Below are 19,030 nucleotides of genomic sequence, written 5' to 3'. Positions count from 1 at the left end.
GCCGCTATCCCTCTGCCGCTACCCCTCTGTCTCCAACTGAGCCGCGAAGAAGCGGGATGTGGCGTCGGCCAGGCGTCGGGCCTCGGCCGCCTTGCCCTCGTACTCGAAGTGTCCTGCCTGCAGTACGTGGAGTTCGCGGGCGGCGGGCGGCAGCGCGTTGTGCACGGCGAACTGACCGGGAGGCGGCACCGAGGGGTCGAAGAGCGCGGGTGCGACCAGGGTCGGGATACGGAGGCGGGTCGCTGCCGTCGCGGCATCGAAGTAGCGCAGGACGTCGGCTACTTCGGGGTGGACCCGGTGGTGGGTACGGACCGACTCGCCGCTGCCCGCACAGGGGAGCGTGAGGCGCAGCGGGTGGTTTCCGAAGGTGGGGACGGTCAGCTGGGCCGCGGCGAAGCGGTCGTCCCAGGGGAGGGCGAGGGCGCCGAGGCCGCCACCGAAGCTTTCGCCGAGGTAGCCGAGGCGGGGCTGTGGCGCGGCCAGCTCCGGGACCAGTTCGAGGAGGGCGGATGCGGCGCACCACAGGTCGGCTGCACACTCGCCGATGACGTAGGTGTCGCGGGATCCGATGCCGTGCAGGACGTGGGTGTCGGCGTCCGCGGGGATGGTGGGGGTTGCGGGGCCGGTATGGCTGGCGGGGCTGGTATCGCTGGTGGGGCTCGCGGGGCCGGTATCGCAGGCGGGGCTCGCGCTGCGGGCGCCCATGCCTCGCACGCAGGGGAGGATCGCTGCCGAGCGGGGCAGGGGGAGCGGGATGTCGGGGCCCGGCTCGTGACGACCGCCGTAGCCGTGCGCGATGACGAAGCCGTGTTCCGCGGGGGCGGGGGCGGGGGCAGCGGGACTGTCGGTGGTGTGTGGATCGGCGGGCAGGGCCAGCCAGCCGCCGAGGCGTGCGCCGCCTACTGACGTGTACGTCACACCGTGGATCCGCACCCCGTCGCGCTCTTCCTCCAGGGGGCCGACCACGGGGTCCGTGACTACCTGCCGTGCGGCCGCGTAACGGTCCTGCCAGAACGCGTCGAAGTCGGCGGGGGCAGGAGGTGCGGGGACGGCAAGGAGGTCACCGAGGGTGCACCCATAGGCGGGGTCGAAGGGGAAGCCGTGGGAGAAGCCGTGGGAGAAGGGTGGCATGCGGGGACCTTAACCGCGGGGCCGCGGGGCGGATGCCGCTGCTCCGGGGCGGCTGCCGCCGCTCCGGGGTAGCCACCCCGCGAAGAGGCACTCCCGGCCCGCCTCCCCTCCCCCGCCGCCAAGACACACTCCCGGCCCACCGCTTTCCCGCCGAGCGGTACTCCCGGCCCACCGCCCCCCGCCAAGCGGTACTCGCAGCCCACCGCTCCCCCGCCGGAGCCAGAAGCGGAGCAGTACGCTCCATTTGGGCGCCCCGGCGGACGACTCCAGATGGCGGACCCGTTACGGGAGTGTGACCAGGACCCCCCTTGCGACATCCAAGGACGCTGCCACAGAGTGATGTATGCGCTTACAGACAGCGCATACATCCTGCATCTGCCCCTTCCAGGGATGCCGGACTGTCAGGGAAGCTCAAGGAGGAGCCGTCCATGCACCGCGCCGCCAGAACCGCATCGGTAGCCACCGCGCTGGCGACGGCCTTCGCCGTCACCGCGTGCGGAAGCTCCGCCGGAGGCGAAGTCGCCGCCGACAAGAAGCAGACCCTCACCGTCTGGGCCATGGGTGCCGAGGGCGAGAAGCTCGTGGATGTCGCCAAGGAGTACAAGAAGGCGAACCCGAACATCACCGTCAAGGTCACCCCGGTCGGCTGGGACGTCGCCCACCAGAAGCTCGTCGCCGCTGCCGCCGCCGGGAAGATGCCCGACGTCGCGCAGATGGGCGGCAGTTACATGGGCGAGTTCGCCGAGCTCGGCGTCCTTGAACCGGTGGACACCAAGACCTTCGACGAGAAGGACTTCTTCCCGGCGGGCTGGCAGCAGGGCGAAGTCGAGGGCGAGGCCTACGGCGTGCCGTGGTACGTCGACACCCGCGTCCTCTACTACCGCACCGACCTCGCCAAGAAGGCCGGCATCACCAAGGCGCCCGCCGACTGGAAGGGCCTGCGGACCATGGCGTCGGCCCTGCAGGACAAGGCCGACAGCAAGTGGGGCATCTACATGCAGCCCCGCGGCCTCGACACCGTGCAGTCCTTCTACCCGTTCCTGTACTCCGCCGGCGGCGAGATCGTCGACAAGGACGGCACTCCCGTCATCGACAGCCCGGCCGCGGTCAAGGCCTTCAAGGAGTACGGCGACTACGTCAAGCAGGGCCTGAGCATGAAGAGCTCGCAGCCCGGCTACGACCCGCTGAAGGACTTCAACACCGGTGACGTGCCGATGTTCTTCTCCGGCCCCTGGATCAGCACCCTGATCAAGGACCAGTACCCGGACCTCAAGGGCAAGTGGGCCGTCGCCCCCGTCCCCGCGGACAAGACCTCCGCCTCCATGGCGGGCGGCTCCAGCCTGGTGGTCTCCAAGGACAGCTCCCACAAGGCCGCGGCCAAGGAGTTCATCAAGTACCTGACGGACGCCAAGGGCCAGACCGACTGGTTCGAGCGGACCAGTGATCTGCCCGCCAACACCGAGGCCTGGAAGACCGGCGAGCTCGCCGACAGTCCCAGCCTGCAGGTGTTCAAGAAGCAGATGGAGACCGCCAAGTCCTCGCCGACACTCGCCAACTGGACCGAGGTGACCTCCAAGGTCGACGCGGCCGTCGAGTCGGTGACCCAGGGCAAGGCCTCCCCCGAGGACGCCGCCAAGAAGGCCAAGTCCGAGATCGAGAGCCTTGTGAAGTAGGAGCCATGAGCACCACGAGCACCAAGACTGAGAAGGTCGCACGGGCGGCCGGGGTGCGGGCCGCCACCGGTTCGGCGGATTCGGGCCGGGGGCGCGGACAGGGCTCCAAGGGGAGTCCCAAGCGGGGCTCCATGGGCGTGCAGAACTTCGCCGGCTGGCTGTTCTCGACCCCCTTCCTCGTACTGTTCACCGTCTTCATGGCGTTCCCGATCGTCGCCACGCTCCTGATGAGCTTCACCGACTTCGGACTGCGCAATGTCACGCACCCGCTGGAAGCGAACTTCATCGGGTTCGAGAACTACACCAAGCTGTTCAGCGACGAGAAGTTCCTCAAGGCACTGTTCAACACCGCCTACTTCGTGGTGATCGGTGTTCCTCTCACCATCCTTCTGGGTCTCGTCGTCGCCGTCCTGCTGAACAACGGCATCGACCGGGCACGGACCTTCTTCCGGGTCGGTTTCTACGCTCCCGTGGTCACCTCCATCGTCGCGGTCGCCGTCGTCTGGCGCTTCGTCCTGGATCCGAGTGACGGCCTGATCGCCGGTCTGTTCTCGGAAGTGGGGCTCACCGCACCGGACTTCCTGGGCGACGAGAAGCTCGCCATGCCGTCGCTCATCGCGATGGCCGTGTGGCGGAATCTCGGAACCGTCATGGTGCTCTTCATCGCCGGTCTGCAGGCCATCCCCACCGAGGTGCGGGAGGCAGCGAAGCTCGACGGGGCGGGAATGTGGCAGGAATTCCGCGCCATCACCGTTCCACTGCTGCGGCCCACGCTGCTCTACGCCACGGTGATCACCACGATCGGCTATCTCAACGTCTTCGAGGAGCCCTTCGTGATGACCCAGGGCGGGCCGTCGGACTCCACTCTCACCGTCTCCCTCGACATGTACCGCGAGGGCTTCAACTTCTTCCACATGGGCTATGCGAGCGCCATGGCGTATGTCCTCTTCGTGGTGATCATGGGCATTACCGTGCTCCAGCTCCGACTGCTGAAGGACAACACGAAATGAGCGCCTCGGGCCTGGCGGAGAAGACACCGCAGAAGAAGCAGACGAAGCAGATGAAGCGGGAGCCGAAGGCCAGGCAGTCGGCCGGGGTGAAGAAGCGGCTCGTGTATGTGCTGCTCGCCGTCGGGCTGCTCGTGATGTCCGCGCCCTTCCTGTGGATGGCGCTCTCGGCCTTCAAGACGTCGAGCGAGCTCACGGCCAGTCCGCCCGTGTGGATTCCCACCGAGTGGACCCTGGACAACTTCAGCGCGCTGCTCGACAAGCTCGACCTGCCGCTCTACTTCATGAATTCGGTGATCGTGGCGGTGCTCGTCACCGTCTCGAATCTCGTCTTCTGCTCGATGCTGGGCTACGCCCTGGCCAAGCTGAACTTCGCGGGCAAGAACAAGATCTTCGGCCTGGTGCTCGGCGCTCTGATGGTGCCCGGCAATCTGATGCTGCTGCCGCTCTTCGTGCTGATGAGCAGGCTTCAGCTGATCGACTCGTATGCCGCGCTGGTGCTGCCGTTCGCCGCCGGCGCCTTCGGGGTCTTCCTGATGCGGCAGTTCATGCAGTCGATCCCGGACGAGCTGCTCGAGGCGGCCCGGATGGACGGCGCGGGTGAGTGGTACATCTTCTGGCGCATTGTGATGCCGCTGGTCAAGCCCGCTCTCGCGACGCTTTCGATCTTCACCTTCCTCGGTTCCTGGAACAACTTCGTCTGGCCGCTGATCGCGACCAACGACCCCGACAAATACACCCTCCCGGTAGCCCTGGCCACGTTCGCCACCGACCCCAACAAGTCGGGTGGCTCCAACGGCATGCTGATGGCCGGTTCGTTCCTGATCGTGCTGCCGGTCCTGATCGTCTTCGCCGTGCTGCAGCGGCATTTCACCCAGGGCATCGCCACCGCGGGCATGAAGTAGCCCGCCCGCGCCACGACGGTCCGCGCCCTCTCTCCACCAGAAAGACATCTGACGATGACGCACACCCCGATCCCGTTCCCCGAAGGCTTTCTCTGGGGGGCCTCCACCGCCGCCCATCAGATCGAGGGCAACAACACCAACAGCGACTGGTGGGTGAAGGAACACAGCAGCGGCACGCACATCCAGGAGCCGAGCCTGGACGCCTGCGACAGCTATCACCGCTGGCGTGACGACATGGACGTCCTGTCCGAACTCGGCTTCACCGACTACCGGTTCAGCATCGAGTGGGCGCGCATCGAGCCCGCCGAGGGCCAGTTCTCGCGGGCCGAGCTCGCTCACTACCGGCGGATGGTGGAAGGCGCGATCGTGCGCGGGCTGCGCCCGATGGTCACGCTGCACCACTTCACCGTGCCGCAGTGGTTCGAGGCGCGGGGCGGCTGGACCGCCGAGGGTGCCGTCGAGCTCTTCGCGCGGTACGTCGCCGCCTGCGCGCCCGTCATCGGCGAGGACGTGCGCCATGTGTGCACCATCAATGAGCCCAACATGATCGCCGTGATGGCGGGTCAGGCCAAGGCGGGCGACATCGGCTTCCCGCCCGCCGGGCTGCCGACGCCCGACGAGGAGACCACTCACGCGGTGATCGCCGCGCACCGGGCCGCCGTCAAGGAAATCAAGGCGATCAACCCGCAGATCCAGGCCGGCTGGACCATCGCCAACCAGGTCTACCAGGCCCTGCCCGGCGCCGAGGACGTCGCCGCCGCCTACCGCCACCCCCGCGAGGACATCTTCATCGAGGCCGCGCGCGGCGACGACTGGATCGGCGTCCAGTCCTACACCCGCACGGAGATCGGCACCGATGGCCCGATCCCGTGGCCCGACGACGTCGAGCGCACGCTCACCCAGTGGGAGTACTACCCGGCCGCCGTGGGCCACGCCCTGCGCCACACCGCCGAGGTGCTCGGCAACGGGGACGTACCGATGATCGTCACCGAGAACGGCATAGCCACCGCCGACGACGCGCGCCGCGTCGACTACTACAAGGGTGCGCTGAACGCGGTCGCCGCCTGCCTGGAGGACGGCCTCAACATCGAGGGCTACCTGGCCTGGAGCGCCCTGGACAACTACGAGTGGGGCTCCTACAAGCCCACCTTCGGCCTGATCGCCTGGGACCGCGAGACCTTCGCCCGCACCGCCAAGCCCTCCGCCGTCTGGCTGGGCGGGCTCGGGCGCACGCGTGAACTGCCGCGCATCGAGGGATAGTTCACCGCGCCCCACCAGATCCGGGGGCCGGCCGCACCTGACCGCGGCCTGCCCCCGTACATCCGCGTACCGCACGCACGCGTGAACAGCACGCCCTGCACGACCCGCAAGGCCCGAACGGCCCGCAACACCCGCAAGACCCGCAACGCCCGCACGCCACGGATCTCCCCTTCCACACCTGTCACTGGGAGTTGGACCTTCATGGACCGTCGTACGTTCCTCGGCGCAGCCGGGACCGGAGCCGCCGCCCTGTCGCTGGGCGCCGCATCCGCACCGGCCTTCGCTTCCCCGTCGGCATCCGCCGCATCGCGTTCTCATACTTCTGATACACCGCTGCTGCGGAAGTGGTTCCGCTCGACGCATCACTCGATCGAGGCGATGACGACCGACATCGGCCTCACCGCCGACAAGATCGACGTCAGCGGCTCCGGAACGCCCGTCCCCTCGCGCCAGACCTCGCCCACCAACATCGGCTGCGGCCTGTGGTCCACGGTCGCCGCGCACGGTCTCGGTCTCCTCGGCGACAGCGCCCTGCACACCCGTCTGTCCCGCACCGTCTCCGCCGTCGAGAAGCTGGAGCGCCATCACGGGTTCTGGCTCAACTGGTACGACGCGCACGACGGTTCGGTGCTGACGAGCTGGCCCGGCACCGGCGACCCGGTCCGCCCGTTCCTGTCGTCCGTCGACAACGCCTGGCTGGTCACCGGCCTTCGCATCGCCGCCGACGCGGATCCCGCCCTGCGCCCCCGCATCGCGGAGCTCCTGGCCACCGCCGACTGGTCGTACTTCTACACGCCCTACGACGCGGCGGACCCCGTCGGCCACCCCGGCCAGCTGCGCGGCGGCTTCTGGACCGACACCGATGAGCCGACCCCGCACCACTACGGCGCCCTCAACACCGAGCCCCGCATGGCCAGTTACCTCGGCATGGCGGACGGCTCCCTTCCGGGCGACCACTACTGGCACCTGCTGCGCACCATGCTCCCCGGCCAGGAGCAGGAGCAGGCCCCCGGCGGTTCGTACGTCACCCTGAACGGCGTCCGGGTGTGGCAGGGTCACTACACGTACCGCGGACGCAAGCTCGTCCCCACCTGGGGAGGCTCGATGTTCGAGGCGCTGATGGTGCCGCTCTTCGTGCCGGAGAGCGAGTGGTCGCCGCGCTCCTGGGGGACCACGCATGCACGCTACGTCCGCAGCCAGATCGAGCACGGCCTCGACGAGGAGAAGTACGGCTACTGGGGGTTCTCACCGGCGAACATCCCCGAGGGCGGGTACCGGGAGTACGGCGTCGACGCGATCGGCATGCAGACCGAGGGCTACAACTCCCTCGGCGTCGTCACCCCGCACGCCTCCTTCCTCGCACTCCCCCACGCGCGCGGGGAGGCCATCGGCAACCTGAAGGCACTCGCCCGCGACTTCGGGGCGTACGACGAGGACTACGGATTCCGGGATTCCGTGAACGTGCGGACCGGACGGGTCAGCGACTTCGTGCTCGCGCTCGACCAGGGCATGATCGCGGCCGCGCTGGCGCAGGAGCTCAGGCCCGGACTGCTGCAGGCGCCGTTCCGGTCGGGCGGCTTCCGTACGCGCGTGCGGCCGCTGCTCGCCAAGGAGCGGTTCAGCATCTGAGCGCCGCGGCCGGGGGCGCCGGAGACAGCAGCCGGTGGCCCCCGGTCGCGCACCCTCAAAGACGGCCATACGCTCCCAAATGTGACGCCGCCCCCGCACCTGGCCGTGCGGGCGACAGCGGCAGCCGCCGCACTGCTCACGTGGTGCCTGCTGCTCCTGGCCGCCCCCGCAGCCTTCGCCGCCCCGGCCGACGACCCGGTCACGCTCTCCCGCGACGGCCAGATCACCGACAAGGTGGGCGCGCTCGGCGACCGCAAGGACGCCACCGCACGGGCGCTCGACGCGCTCTACGACGACCGCGGCCTGCAGCTCTTCGTCGTCTACGTACGTGACTTCTCCGGCCGCGGCTCACAGGACTGGGCGGACTCCACCGCCGAGCGCAATGGTCTCGGCCTGGACGACGTGCTGCTGGCCGTAGCGACGCACGACCGCCAGTACGCCTACTCCGTAGACGTCGATTCCCGGCTCACCGAGGCCCAGCTCCAGGACGTCGCGACCACCGCGATCAAGCCCGCACTGCGGCAGAACGACTGGGCGGGCGCGGCCATCGGCGCCGCGAACGGCTACAGCGCGGTCCTCTCCGGCAGGCCCGTCCCCACCCCGGCGATCACCCCGGGGAACGCCGATCCGGGCGGCGGTGACAGCGGTGACGAGGTGGCCACCGGCGATCTGGTCCTGCCCATCGCGGTGGTCGGCGGCGCGGGCGCCCTCGCCGCGGTCGCGTACAGCCGCCGCAAACGGCGCACCCACACGCGTACGACGCCCGGAGGCGGTGGCTGGGGCAAGGGCGCGGCGGCCGAACAGCCGACCCCGCTCCCGGAGCTCGACAAGCAGAGCAAGCAGCTCCTGGTGGAGACCGACGACGCGATCCGCACCAGCGCCGAGGAACTGGGCTTCGCCACCGCCCAGTTCGGTGACGAGGCGGTGCGGCCGTTCACGGACGCGCTCACCTACGCACGCGCCGAGCTGACGGCGGCGTTCAAGGTGCGCCAGCAGCTGGACGACGCCTATCCGGAGGACGACGCGACCAGGCGCATCCTGCTCGACGAGATCGTCTCGCGCTGCACCGAGGCGGGCCGGCGCCTCGACGCGGAGGCCGCGGGCTTCGACCAGTTGCGGGCACTCGAACGCGACGCGGCCGGGGCCCTGGAGCACGCCGAAACGGTGTTCCGGCAGGTCACCGTGCGTACCACCGCCGCGGAGAGCACCCTGGCCGCGATGCGGGAGCAGTACGCGCCGTCCGCGTCCGCGCCGGTGGTGGGCCACGTGGAGCAGGCCAAGGACCGCCTCGTCTTCGCCACGACGCACCTCAACGAAGCCCGGCAGTCCATCGACGCGGGCGACAACGGCAAGGCGGCCGTCCATCTGCGCGCCGCCGAAGGGGCGGTCGACCAGGCGGGCACCTTCGTGGACGCCGTCGACCGCCTCGGCGACGAGCTCGCGCTGGCCGCGGAGAAGCTGCCCGACGCGCTCACCGAGACGGAGACCGACCTCGCCGAGGCGCGCGGCCTCCTCGAAGGCACCACGGCGGGAGCCTCCACGGCCGATCTGCACGGCCGTATCGCTCGCGCGCAGACGGTGGTCGCCGAGGTCCGCAAGAAGATGGCGGCGGGCCCGCACGACCCGATCGACGCCCTGCGCCGGGTCGAGGAGGCCGACACGGTCCTCGACGAGTCCCTGGCGGGCGCCCGCGAACGCGAGGTCACCCGTCAGCGCGCCGCCACCCTCCTCGGCCAGGCCCTGCTCACCGCGCGCAGCGCCGTGGGAACGGCGGCGGACTTCATCGACACGCACCGGGGCGCGGTCGGCAGCGAGGCGAGGACCCGCCTCGCCGAGGCACAGCGGCACCTCGCGGGCGCGGAGGCCGCCCAGGACACCGACGCCGCGGCGGCTCTCGCCGAGGCCCAGCAGGCCGACGCCCAGGCCCGGCAGGCACAGCAGCTCGCCGAACGCGACGTACGCGGCTTCGGCAACCCCTACGGAGGCGGCGGCGGGCGCGGCGGCGGCATGGGCGGCGCGGTACTCGGCGGCATCATCCTCGGCGAGCTGCTCGGAGGCAGGGGCCGCGGGACGGGCGGAGGGGGCTTCGGAGGAGGCGGCTTGGGAGGCGGCGGCTTCGGAGGAGGCGGTTTCGGCGGAGGCGGTTTCGGCGGAGGCAGCCCCGGGAGCTTCGGTGGCGGGAGAACTCGGGGGCGGATGGGCGGAGGCGGAAGGTTCTGAGCCAGGCCCACCGCACCGCACTCCACTGCACTGCACTGCGCTCCACCGCACCGCACCGCACTGCCCTCGCGGCTTCCCCGCGACTCCTACCACCCCACATAGAAGGAGCCCGACATGACGAAGCAGACGATTCTCGGACGCGTGGCCCAGCTCGCCAAGGCCAACATCAACTCCCTCCTCGACCAGGCCGAGGACCCGCAGAAGATGATCGACCAGCTGATCCGCGACTACACGAACAACATCCGGGAGGCCGAGGAGGCGGTCGCGACCACCATCGGCAATCTGCGGATGCTGGAACTGGACCACAAGGAGGACCGGGACGCGGCCGACGAGTGGGGCACCAAGGCGGTGGCCGCCAGCAAGAAGGCGGACGAATTGCGCTCCGGCGGGAGCGCCGTGGAGGCCGACAAGTTCGACGGCCTTGCCAAGGTCGCGCTGCAGCGGCAGCTGCAGTCCGAGCGTGAGGCCAAGGACGCCGAGCCGACGATCGCCTCGCAGACCGAGGTCGTCGACAAGCTGAAGTCCGGACTCGACCAGATGAAGATCAAGCTGATCCAGCTCCAGTCGAAGCGCGATCAGCTGGTGGCCCGCGCCAAGACCGCGCAGGCGCAGAACCAGATGATGGACGCCGCCCAGAGCATCGACGTGCTCGACCCTGCCAGCGAGTTGAGCCGCTTCGAGGACAAGGTGCGCCGCGAGGAGGCCAGGGCGCTGGGCAAGCAGGAGCTCGCCGCGTCCTCCCTGGACGCGCAGTTCGAGCAGCTGGACAACATGGGCGACGAGGCGGAGGTCGCGGCCCGCCTCGCCGCCCTGAAGGCCACCACCTAGCGGCCCGCACCAGCCGGGCCGCCAGAAGAGGCTGATCAGAAGAGGCTGAGCAGCGCCTCCGCCGCGTCCATCGGCTGCACCCCGCTGTCCGGCAGCGGCATCTCGAACCACACCGTCTTGCCGCGCGGCGTCCTGCGCGAGCCCCACGCGGCGCTCAGCAGACCCACCAGCTGCAGCCCGCGACCGCCCTCGTCCGTGTCACGCGCCCGGCGGCGGCGCGGCTGGACGAGGCCCGCGTCCCACACCTCGCACACCAGGGTGCGGTCGAGCAGCAGCCGCAGCCGGATGTCGCCCTCTCCGTACCGCAGTGCGTTCGTGACCAGCTCGCTGACCAGCAGTTCGGTCGTGTCGCAGAGCGGCTCCAGGTCCCAGGTGCGCAGCTGCTCGCAGGCCAGTTCCCGCGCCCGGCCCACCGACTTCGGGTCGCGCGGCAGCGTCCAGTCGCCCACGGCGTCGGCGGGCAGCCCCTGGATGCGCGCCATGAGCAGCGCGATGTCGTCCTCTCCGTGGTGGGTGTCGAGGGTGTTCAGGACGTGGTCGCAGACGTCCTCGAGGGCGGGTGCGGGGTCGTCCAGGGCACGTACGAAGGCGTTCAGGCCCTCGTCGAGCGGATGGTCCCGGGATTCGACGAGCCCGTCGGTGTAGAGCGCGAGGAGTGCGCCCTCGGGCAGCTCGACCTCGACCTCCTCGAAGGGCTCGCCGCCGACTCCCAGTGGCATGCCGGGCGGCACGTCGAGCATGAGCGGTGATTCGTCGGGCTCGACGAGCACGGGCGGCAGATGGCCGGCGTTGGCGAACGTGCAGCGGCGCGTGACGGCGTCGTAGACCGCGTAGACGCACGTGGCGAGGTAGACCTCCGAGAGGTCCGTCCCGTTCGCGGAACGCGTCTGACGGGCCGCTCTCGTGGCCTGCTGGGTGCCCGAGGGGTCGCCGAGGCCGCGGGCGATCTCGTCGAGCGCGGAGAGGACCTCGGCGGGCTCCAGGTCCAGGAGCGCCAAGGTGCGTACGGCGGTGCGCAGTTCCCCCATGGCGACGGCGGCGCGCAGGCCGCGGCCCATGACGTCGCCGACGACCAGGGCGGTGCGATGGCCCGGCAGTTCGATGACGTCGAACCAGTCGCCGCCGACCTCGGTGGCCGCGTTGCCCGGAAGATAGCGGCAGGCGATGTCGAGGCCGGACGCCTCGGGGTCGCCCGGCGGCAGCAAGGAGCGCTGCAGTATGAGCGCGCGTTCGTGTTCACGGCGGTAGAGGCGGGCGTTGTCGATACAGACCGCGGCGCGCGCGGCGAGCTCGACGGCGAGGGCGCGATCGCGCTCCCCGAAGGGTTCGCTTCCCTTCGTACGGGAGAACTGGGCGAGGCCGACGACCGTGTCGTGGGCGACCATCGGCACGACGAGCGTCGACTGGATGAGACCGCCGGTGAGCCTGCTCGCGGAGCCCTCGTCGGTCCCGGAGACGAGTCGCGGCCGCGCGGTGCGCAGGGCGTCGGCGCAGGGCGAGGTGAAGGCGAACCGGTGCACGGCGCCCACGTCCACGGGGTGGCCGCCGTCCGGGAAGGGCGCGTCGGACACGGCGCTCGCGAAGGCGACGCGGCGCAGTTCGGCGCTTCCGTCGGCGAGGCCCGGAGGCGTCTCGTCGCCGTCGAGGAGCCCCTGATAGAGGTCCACGGAGGCGAGGTCGCAGAAGCCGGGGACGGTGACGTCGAGGAGCTCGCGTGCGGTCGTCTCCAGGTCCAGGGAGTTGCCGATGCGGGCGCCCGCCTCATTGAGCAGGGCGAGGTTGCGGCGGGCGTGGGCGGCCTCACGGGCGGCGGCGTGCCGCCGGGTGACGTCGGTGCCGAGGCCCGCGACGCCTATGGGGCGGCCGGAACCGCTGTGCACGCGGTAGAGGTTGATCGACCAGTGGCGGCGGTCGCTGCTGCCGGGGGCGGGGCCCACGATCTGCATGTCCGTGACGGAGTCGCCGGTCTCCAGGACGCGCTTGAGCGCGGCGGCCATGCGGTCGGCCTCGTGCCGGGGCAGATAGTCGTGGACGGTGCGTCCGCGCTGCTCGTCGACGCCGCCGCCGAAGACCGAGGCGAAGCGGCGGTTGGCCCGCTGCACCTTCAGGTCCGTGCCGAACAACAGGAAGCCGAAGGGAGATTGGCCGAAAATCGCCTCCGAAGCGGCGAGGTCGGTCTCGATCTGCCGGAGCGCCCGTACGTCGACGACGATGCAGACGGCGGCCCGCTCACCGTCCTCCGTCTCGGTCGGCATCACGTAGACCTCGGCTATGCCTTCGGAGCCCTTGAAGGACCCCGCTTCGGACCCACGGGACCCACCGGGCCCACCGGACCCGTCAGACCCACCGGACCCGTCAGCCCTCTCGGACGACCCCTCGGACGACCTCTCAGGCCCCTCAGGCCCCTCAGGCCGTCCGGGCGCCCGAAAGGGAACGGACCCGGTCCACTCCCTGCCGTCCAGGATCTCCGCCATCTTGCGGTGCCCGCTGCTGCGCAGCTCAGGCGCGACGAAGGCCTCGATCGGGTCTCTGCCCACGGCATCCTCGGCCGGCACTCCGAACAGCCGCTCGGCCCGCCGACTCCACTGGTCGATGAGACCGTCGGGGCCGATCGAGAACGACGCCACCTTGATGTAGTCATAGATCGAACCGGGTGGACTGCTCTGCCACATCACGTCATCCGCAGCTTCGCCCCTAGCGTCACCCGACGGCCCATCCTGCTCCGTCGCCTTCGCTGGTATCTCGCTCACGCGAACCGTCCCCTCCAGCTCACCACGTCCGGCACCGGTCACCGGATGCAGCTGCCCGCAGTATCCAGCACTACGGAGCCACGCCACACGGCGTTCACGATCACAGCACGGACTCAACTCTTTTTGGCCCGTGACCGTCTTGTGTCCGTCCTACGCTGCCAGTCTTCTAACCAGGTAGCACCAGCTCGAACCACACCGTCTTCCCCGTCTTCCCCGTCCTGCCCTGTCGTGTCCCCCAGCGCCGGGACGCGCGGGCCACCAACTGGATACCCCTGCCCCCCTCGTCATCAGGGGCTGCGTCGCGCTCCTGGGGCGGATCGGGAAGCGGATCGGAGACCTCCACGAGGAGGGTGCCCAACGGTCCGGCAGGGCGTACGAGACGTACGCCGATGGGGCCCGAGGCGTGCCGCAGGGAATTGGTCACCAACTCGCTCACGAGGAGGACGGTGACGTCACCGAGAGAGGCGAGGCCCCAGGCGGCGAGCTGCTTGCGGACGACGGCACGGGCTGTGCGCACGGCGCCCGGGTCCGCGGGAAAATCCCACTCGGCGCAGTCGCCTTCGGTGTCGATCACGCCGATCACTTCCAGACCAGCAACAGCGGACCCTTGTCCGGTTTCATGGGGTTAATGGGCACATACCCGATATCCCGGCGGAAGTACCGCTTACCTGGGCGCACTGTGGCACGAACGGCGTAGGTGAGGCTCAAGCGCGGGGAGACATGGCCTCGCACGCTCCCCCACCCGGCGGAACCGATGCCTAGTGGCACTCGATCGCGGCCGCCACCGCGGGGACGTCGGCGTCCAGCCACTCCACCGACCAGATCTCGTCCGGCGAGAGCCATCGCAGTGCGTCGTGGTCCTCCAGGGGTTCGGGGGCTCCCGAGAGGAGCTTCGCCGTCCACACCCTCAGGACGTATCCGGGCTTGAGCGGCCACTCCCCCGGCACCCTCGCGACCGGCTCCGCGTCGACGCCCAGCTCTTCGCGCAGCTCCCGCACCAGGGCTTCCTCGGGGCGCTCGCCGGGCTCGACCTTCCCGCCGGGCAGCTCCCAGCGGCCCGCGAGCTCGGGGGGTGCGCTGCGCCGCGCGGCCAGCAGGCGCCCGTCGTCGTACAGGGCGGCGCCCACCACGATCCGTTCCGTCATGCGCCGGAGCCTATGCGGTCAGCGCGCGCTGCCGTTCTGGATCAGCCGCTCCACCCAGTACAGCTTCTGGTTGCCGTGCTCGTCGAGGCTGTCGGCCATCTTCTCGGCCTCGGCCTTCGTCGCGTACCTGCCCACCCTGTAGCGGTTGCCATTGTCGTCCTGGCGTATCACGAGCCAGGGAAGTACGACCGTTCCGTCATTCATCGCGCCCCTCCGCTCGCCGCCCCCGGCGCGCGTAACGCCTTGACAGGTAAGGAAACCGCAATCCGCATATGCCCGAGCCTACGCCCGACCTTTACTCAGCGGATACGACTTTGCACAAAGAGGTACGCAATTGGCCATCGCCGAGGGGGCGCACCTTGGCGGGTGCGCCCCCTGGTGAAACAGGTGCGGCCGGTGCGAGCCGGTCTCAGTCGGCGCGCACCGTCGGCATCGGCATGAGCACCGGCACACTGGAGGGCGATGTACGGCAGACGTCGCCGCACTCCGCGTCCAACGAGCAGCACAGGGAGCAGATCGGGCCCGACTGGACCGGGCAGTCCGCGATGTCCGGGAGCTCGTACGCGGTCTCGCAGACGCTGCACGCGTGCGTGGCCGTCACGTCGGGGACCTCCACGTGCGGGCCGTTCACCGGGTTGGGGCGTGCCAGGTAGTACTTGCCCTTCGTCGCCCAGGCGATCAACGGGCAGAGGACGACGGCGAGTCCGGCCGCGATGAACGTCGAGAAGGCCTCGGCGTACTCCCCGAAGAGGCCGAAGAAGGCCAGGATCGACACTACGGAGGCGACCACCATCGAGCCGAAGCCCGCCGGGTTCACCGCGTACAGGTAGGCCCTCTTGAACTCGATGTACGGAGGGCTCCAGCCCATCCTCTTGTTGATGACGAGGTCGGCGGCGACCGCCACGATCCACGCGATGCCCACGTTCGAGTAGAAGCCGAGCAGCTTGTTGAGCGCGGCGAACATGTTCATCTCCATCAGCGTCAGCGCGATGGCGAGGTTGAGGAAGATGTACCAGACCCGGCCCGGGTGCTTGTGCGTGATGCGGGAGAAGAAGTTCGACCAGGACAGCGAGCCGCTGTAGGCGTTGGTCACGTTGATCTTGATCTGGGAGACGATCACGAAGAGGGCGGCGGCGGGCAGCGCGAAGGAGCCGAGCCAGGGCTTCAGGGCCTCGATCTGCGGGGCGATCGGCTCCAGGGCGTGCGTCTTGCCGACGGCCTCCAGGGCCGCGAACGCCAGGAGCGCGCCGCCCAGCTGCTTGGCGGCGCCGATGATGACCCAGCCGGGTCCTGCCGCGAGAACGGCCAGATTCCAACGCCGTTTGTTCTGCTCCGTCTTGGCGGGCATGAAGCGCAGATAGTCCGCCTGCTCACCGATCTGGGCGATGAGCGAGAGCGCGACGCCCGTGCCGAGCCCGAAGGCGACCCAGGAGAAGCCGCTTCCGGCGCCTTCGGTGCCGCCGAAGGAACCGAAGGAGCCGAAGGCGTCCGGCGCCTCGAAAGCGAGCACCACGAAGGGCAGCACCATGCCGACGAGCCAGATCGGCTGCGTCCAGGCCTGCACCTTGGCCAGGGCGCCCATGCCGCGGAAGACGATCGGGATCACGATGAGCGTCGTGATCAAGTAGCCGATCTCCACGGGGAGTCCGACGGCCTGGTGCATGGCCTGGGCCATGATCGAGCCTTCGAGCGCGAAGAAGATGAACGTGAACGAGGCGTAGATCAGCGACGTCAGCGTCGAGCCGAAGTAGCCGAAGCCCGCACCCCGGGTCACCAGGTCCATGTCCAGGCCGTACTTGGCACAGGCCCGCGCGATCGGGATGCCGGTGACGAAGATGATCGTCGCGGCGCACAGGATCGAGGCGAGTCCGCTCGTGAAGCCGTACGTGAAGACGATAGACGCGCCGATCGCGAAGTCCGCGAGGTAGGCGATGCCGCCGAGCGCGGTCGACGCCACCATCGTCGGCGACCAGCGCCGGAACGAATGCGGCGCGTACCGCAGGGAGTAGTCCTCGCGGCTCTCGTCGGCCGCCATCTTCGCGTAGCTGCGCTTGGGCGGCGGTCCTGCGGCGGCGCTGGTGTCGCGGGTGGCCGTATCCGTCATGTGGGTTCCTGTCGTCCGACCGGATTGCGGGTACGGACGACGAAATTAGGAGCCGTGCATGACAAGTTGTTGCAGGGCGCGATTGCCCCGGCGTTACGGAATCGGAGCGCGGGTTAACTCGTGATCACGACGGGCGGACGGACCCGTCCGGATTCCGGGCGTACGCCGGAGCGCTCGGTCACTTCACCGGCAGGTGGTATGCGATCCGATACCGGTCCGCGGGCACCACGACGTCGGCCGTCTCGACCGGCTTGCCCGACGCGAAGTACGTCCGCTGCACGACGATCACCACATGGCCGGGGACGCCGCCGAGCGCCATGAGCTCCTCCGCAAGCCCCGGGCGCGCGCCGACCTCCTCCGCTACGTTGTCCACGACCACGTCGATGGCCGCCATGCGCTCGACCACTCCGCAGCCGCCGAGCGGCCCCTCTTCGGGGAGCATCACCGGAGTGCGTCCGGTGACGGCGAGGGGTTCCCAGGAGGTGGAGAGCATCATCACCTCGCCCGCGTCGCGGTACACGTACTTGGTGCACATCACGCGGTCGCCCGCGCGGATGCCGAGACGCTCGGCGACCGTGCTGTTCGCCTCGGCCTGTTCGCTGCGGGACTCCCAGGTGCCGCGCGCGCCGTCCTCCGCCTGCTCCTGCCGGAAGGGCGTCGAGCCGCCGGAGGCCCGATAGCCCGTGCGCGCCACGCGGCGGGGCACCGGTCGCTCGCGCACATAGGTGCCGGATCCGGAACGCCCTTCGACCAGGCCTTCGGCCATCAGGACCTTGCGTGCCTCCAGGGCGACCGTGTCCGACACTCCGTACTCCTCGCGGATCCTGGCTTGCGAGGGGAGTCGGGTGTGCGGCGGCAGGGAACCGTCGACGATCTTCTTGCGGAGATCACCCGCGACACGCAGATACGCCGGCTGTTCACCGAAAGTCACTGGCCACTCCCATCAGGTTGACAGACAGCAACAGCCTGGCAACCGTCGGTTGTTGGCCGCAACCCAAGGCCAAGGAATCACCCGAAGTGATGATTTCTAGGTGTGCAGGGCTTTACGCAGGGGCTTTCCGCAGCTATGGCGATCACTTTTCCGCCACGGTCCAGAAGGCGGCCATCAGACGCTCGCGCCCCGGATGTCGAGGAACCGGGAGATCGCCGACCGTGCGATCTGACTCCCCCAGCCACCCCAGTTCACGTCGAAGCAGTGGTCCGCCCAGGGGAGTTCGACATACGTCGCAGGCGCCCCGGCCGCATGGAGGCGCCGCGCAAGCTCCCGCGCCTGCGCCACCGGCACCGCACGGTCCGCGCTGCCGTGCAGCAGGAGCGTGGGCGGCACGTCGGTCCGTACGAGCTTCGCGGGCGAGCCGAGGAGGTAGCGGGCGGGCACCGCCTTCGCCGAACCGCCCATCAGACGCGGGATCATGGGATCGCCGCGCAGTGCGGTCCCGGCGATGAGGCGCCCCATGTCGGTCGGCCCGTAGAGCGAGATCACCCCGGAGACCGAGCTGTCACGCACCGCACAGGACGCGGGGACGCGGTCATCACCCTCCGTGTAGGCGGCCGCGAGGGCGAGGTTGCCGCCCGCCGAACTCCCCGCGAGGACAAGCCGGTCGGGATCGATGCCGTACGCGCGCGCGTGCCGCCGCACCCACCCCACGGCGCACTTCACGTCGCCGATCTGGTCGAGCTGGGTCACGCGGGGCGCGAGCCGGTAGTCGATGTCGAAGACCGACCAGCCGCGTTCGTTGAACCAGCGGTTCCATGCGGGGCTCTGACCGCGGTGCCCCTTGTTCCAGCCTCCGCCGTGCACCCAGACCACGGCCGGGTGACGCACCCCCTCCCGCCTCGGCAGGGTCCAGAGGTCCAGCTTCTCGCGCCGCTCGCCGATGCGGGCGTAGCGGCGCGTGCGGTCGCCGTCGGGGGCCTTGGCGTAGTTCACGCCCTCGAAGTAGGCCGTGGGGGAAAGGGGTTGTCCGTGGTCCTCGGCGGTGCGGTACGCGGCGGCGTACGGCATGACGCCGTACACGAGCGCGACGAACGCGGTCAGCACGGCGAATCCTGCGCACCAGGGGTGCCGCCGCCCCGCGACCGCACCGGCCACCAGGCCGATGACCGCGGGCGGCACGATCACGAGCCCCCAGGAGGTGACCGCCGCCGCGACGAGCACCAGGAGCGGGATGCGGGGCAGCGGGGCGGCGACGAGCACGACAAGGGCGGCGTTCAGGACGGCGACGACGACGAGGAGCCCGCGGGAGAGGTGCGCGACGCACGAAACCCTGGGCCCGTTCCTGCCGTTGCGGCTGCCCCTTCGGGGAGAGTCCGACGCCGCGGGCCCCACGGTGCGCTGGGCCGCGACGGTCGGCGTCATGACGGTCGTCACGCCGAAG

15 protein-coding genes are annotated in these 19,030 nt (G+C 69.9%); 7 read left to right on the top strand and 8 right to left on the bottom strand.

The features are described from left to right. Positions 1-18 precede the first annotated feature (18 nt). On the bottom strand, positions 19-1,131 hold the full coding sequence (locus tag AC07AG_RS13300) for an acetylxylan esterase (RefSeq protein ID WP_478754715.1): 1,113 nt from the start codon (positions 1,129-1,131) through the stop codon (positions 19-21). Between the two features lie 428 nt (positions 1,132-1,559). On the opposite strand from AC07AG_RS13300, the gene AC07AG_RS13295 reads away from it, so the two are divergent. The 7 genes from AC07AG_RS13295 to AC07AG_RS13265 all read left to right on the top strand — a co-directional run bounded on the left by AC07AG_RS13295 (position 1,560) and on the right by AC07AG_RS13265 (position 10,653). Then, positions 1,560-2,804, top strand: coding sequence for a sugar ABC transporter substrate-binding protein (locus AC07AG_RS13295; RefSeq protein WP_478754714.1), 1,245 nt, complete (start codon positions 1,560-1,562; stop codon positions 2,802-2,804). 5 nt (positions 2,805-2,809) lie between these two features. Beyond that, positions 2,810-3,814 carry a carbohydrate ABC transporter permease gene (locus tag AC07AG_RS13290; RefSeq protein ID WP_478754712.1) on the top strand — a complete coding sequence of 335 codons (1,005 nt, stop codon included), beginning with the start codon at positions 2,810-2,812 and terminating at the stop codon, positions 3,812-3,814. Positions 3,815-3,864: 50 nt separating this feature from the next. Continuing rightward, positions 3,865-4,716, top strand: a complete 852-nt coding sequence (locus AC07AG_RS13285) for a carbohydrate ABC transporter permease (protein ID WP_478755536.1) — start codon at positions 3,865-3,867, stop codon at positions 4,714-4,716. Between the two features lie 54 nt (positions 4,717-4,770). Continuing rightward, entirely contained in the window at positions 4,771-5,976 is a 1,206-nt protein-coding gene (locus tag AC07AG_RS13280) for a glycoside hydrolase family 1 protein (protein WP_478754710.1), read from the top strand. Positions 5,977-6,177: 201 nt separating this feature from the next. Continuing rightward, positions 6,178-7,605, top strand: coding sequence for a glucoamylase family protein (locus tag AC07AG_RS13275; protein ID WP_478754708.1), 1,428 nt, complete (start codon positions 6,178-6,180; stop codon positions 7,603-7,605). 99 nt (positions 7,606-7,704) lie between these two features. Beyond that, on the top strand, positions 7,705-9,825 hold the full coding sequence (locus tag AC07AG_RS13270; protein ID WP_478755534.1) for a TPM domain-containing protein: 2,121 nt from the start codon (positions 7,705-7,707) through the stop codon (positions 9,823-9,825). 114 nt (positions 9,826-9,939) lie between these two features. Further along, positions 9,940-10,653, top strand: coding sequence for a PspA/IM30 family protein (locus AC07AG_RS13265; protein WP_478754706.1), 714 nt, complete (start codon positions 9,940-9,942; stop codon positions 10,651-10,653). Between the two features lie 35 nt (positions 10,654-10,688). Here the strand turns inward: AC07AG_RS13265 and AC07AG_RS13260 are convergent, their stop codons facing one another. From AC07AG_RS13260 to AC07AG_RS13230, 7 genes are all read right to left on the bottom strand, one after another. After that, complete coding sequence (locus AC07AG_RS13260) at positions 10,689-13,403, bottom strand: SpoIIE family protein phosphatase (RefSeq protein ID WP_478754704.1); 2,715 nt, start codon at positions 13,401-13,403, stop codon at positions 10,689-10,691. Between the two features lie 166 nt (positions 13,404-13,569). Continuing rightward, positions 13,570-13,986 (bottom strand): ATP-binding protein, encoded by a 417-nt coding sequence (locus AC07AG_RS13255; RefSeq protein WP_478754702.1) that lies wholly within the window; start codon positions 13,984-13,986, stop codon positions 13,570-13,572. 175 nt (positions 13,987-14,161) lie between these two features. Next, positions 14,162-14,548 (bottom strand): (deoxy)nucleoside triphosphate pyrophosphohydrolase, encoded by a 387-nt coding sequence (locus AC07AG_RS13250; RefSeq protein ID WP_478754700.1) that lies wholly within the window; start codon positions 14,546-14,548, stop codon positions 14,162-14,164. A gap of 18 nt (positions 14,549-14,566) precedes the next feature. After that, positions 14,567-14,752: an SPOR domain-containing protein gene (locus AC07AG_RS13245; protein WP_478754698.1), complete on the bottom strand. Its 186-nt coding sequence runs from the start codon at positions 14,750-14,752 to the stop codon at positions 14,567-14,569. Positions 14,753-14,957: 205 nt separating this feature from the next. Continuing rightward, positions 14,958-16,652, bottom strand: coding sequence for a purine-cytosine permease family protein (locus tag AC07AG_RS13240; RefSeq protein ID WP_478754696.1), 1,695 nt, complete (start codon positions 16,650-16,652; stop codon positions 14,958-14,960). A 178-nt stretch (positions 16,653-16,830) separates the two neighbouring features. Then, on the bottom strand, positions 16,831-17,583 hold the full coding sequence (locus AC07AG_RS13235; RefSeq protein WP_478754694.1) for a GntR family transcriptional regulator: 753 nt from the start codon (positions 17,581-17,583) through the stop codon (positions 16,831-16,833). A 174-nt stretch (positions 17,584-17,757) separates the two neighbouring features. Continuing rightward, positions 17,758-19,023, bottom strand: a complete 1,266-nt coding sequence (locus tag AC07AG_RS13230; protein ID WP_478754692.1) for an alpha/beta hydrolase fold domain-containing protein — start codon at positions 19,021-19,023, stop codon at positions 17,758-17,760. Between the last annotated feature and the right edge of the window lie 7 nt (positions 19,024-19,030).

The sequence above is a fragment of the Streptomyces sp. NPDC044044 genome (genome assembly GCF_056434405.1).
Note: the sequence above shows the minus strand (reverse complement) of the source record. Positions and strands in the feature narration are given on the sequence as shown.

Bases quoted from the DNA above. Each gene is read 5' to 3' on its own strand.
- AC07AG_RS13280 (WP_478754710.1), top strand. From the start codon at position 4,771: ATGACGCACACCCCGATCCCGTTCCCCGAAGGCTTTCTCTGGGGGGCC.
- AC07AG_RS13295 (WP_478754714.1), top strand. From the start codon at position 1,560: ATGCACCGCGCCGCCAGAACCGCATCGGTAGCCACCGCGCTGGCGACG.
- AC07AG_RS13240 (WP_478754696.1), bottom strand. From the start codon at position 16,652: ATGACGGATACGGCCACCCGCGACACCAGCGCCGCCGCAGGACCGCCG.
- AC07AG_RS13290 (WP_478754712.1), top strand. From the start codon at position 2,810: ATGAGCACCACGAGCACCAAGACTGAGAAGGTCGCACGGGCGGCCGGG.
- AC07AG_RS13265 (WP_478754706.1), top strand. From the start codon at position 9,940: ATGACGAAGCAGACGATTCTCGGACGCGTGGCCCAGCTCGCCAAGGCC.
- AC07AG_RS13245 (WP_478754698.1), bottom strand. From the start codon at position 14,752: ATGAATGACGGAACGGTCGTACTTCCCTGGCTCGTGATACGCCAGGAC.
- AC07AG_RS13275 (WP_478754708.1), top strand. From the start codon at position 6,178: ATGGACCGTCGTACGTTCCTCGGCGCAGCCGGGACCGGAGCCGCCGCC.
- AC07AG_RS13250 (WP_478754700.1), bottom strand. From the start codon at position 14,548: ATGACGGAACGGATCGTGGTGGGCGCCGCCCTGTACGACGACGGGCGC.
- AC07AG_RS13285 (WP_478755536.1), top strand. From the start codon at position 3,865: ATGAAGCGGGAGCCGAAGGCCAGGCAGTCGGCCGGGGTGAAGAAGCGG.
- AC07AG_RS13300 (WP_478754715.1), bottom strand. From the start codon at position 1,131: ATGCCACCCTTCTCCCACGGCTTCTCCCACGGCTTCCCCTTCGACCCC.